Origin of the sequence: Gemella sp. 27098_8_149, from assembly GCF_041433745.1 — a bacterium.
In the GTDB taxonomy this organism is placed as follows: domain Bacteria; phylum Bacillota; class Bacilli; order Staphylococcales; family Gemellaceae; genus Gemella.
Genome location: NZ_JAPWCB010000036.1, coordinates 1 through 993 on the forward strand (window position 1 = coordinate 1; position 993 = coordinate 993).

General features: G+C 52.2%; 1 rRNA gene. It reads right to left on the reverse strand.

Annotated elements, in window-relative coordinates:
* Window positions 1–993, reverse strand: a 23S ribosomal RNA gene (locus O3801_RS08475); the annotation flags it as partial.

Sequence of the window (993 nt, forward strand, 5' to 3'; positions counted from 1 at the left end):
AGTCCTCGACCTATTAGTATTAGTCAGCTGAACACGTTACCGTGCTTACACTCCTAACCTATTCTCCTTGTCGTCTTCAAGGGGTCTTAATATCCGTGGGAAATCTCATCTCGAGGGGGGCTTCATGCTTAGATGCTTTCAGCTCTTATCCCTTCCGTATTTAGCTACCCAGCTATGCCACTGGCGTGACAACTGGTACACCATTGATACGTCCATCCCGGTCCTCTCGTACTAAGGACAGCTCCTCTCAAATTTCCTACGCCCACGACGGATAGGGACCGAACTGTCTCACGACGTTCTGAACCCAGCTCGCGTACCGCTTTAATGGGCGAACAGCCCAACCCTTGGGACCGACTACAGCCCCAGGATGCGATGAGCCGACATCGAGGTGCCAAACCTCCCCGTCGATGTGGACTCTTGGGGGAGATAAGCCTGTTATCCCCAGGGTAGCTTTTATCCGTTGAGCGATGGCCCTTCCATGCGGAACCACCGGATCACTAAGTCCTGCTTTCGCACCTGCTCGACTTGTAGGTCTCACAGTCAAGCTCCCTTGTGCCTTTACACTCTGCAAATGATTTCCAACCATTCTGAGGGAACCTTTGAACGCCTCCGTTACTCTTTGGGAGGCGACCGCCCCAGTCAAACTGCCCACCTGACACTGTCTCCCGGTCTTCTACGCCGAGGGTTAGAATTTCAATACAGCAAGGGTAGTATCCCAACAACGCCTCCTCATACACTGGCGTGCATGATTCTCTGGCTCCTACCTATCCTGTACATACTGCATCAAAATTCAATATCAAGCTACAGTAAAGCTCCATGGGGTCTTTCCGTCCTGTCGCGGGTAACCTGCATCTTCACAGGTACTATGATTTCACCGAGTCCATCGTTGAGACAGTGCCCAAATCGTTACGCCTTTCGTGCGGGTCGGAACTTACCCGACAAGGAATTTCGCTACCTTAGGACCGTTATAGTTACGGCCGCCGTTTACTGGGG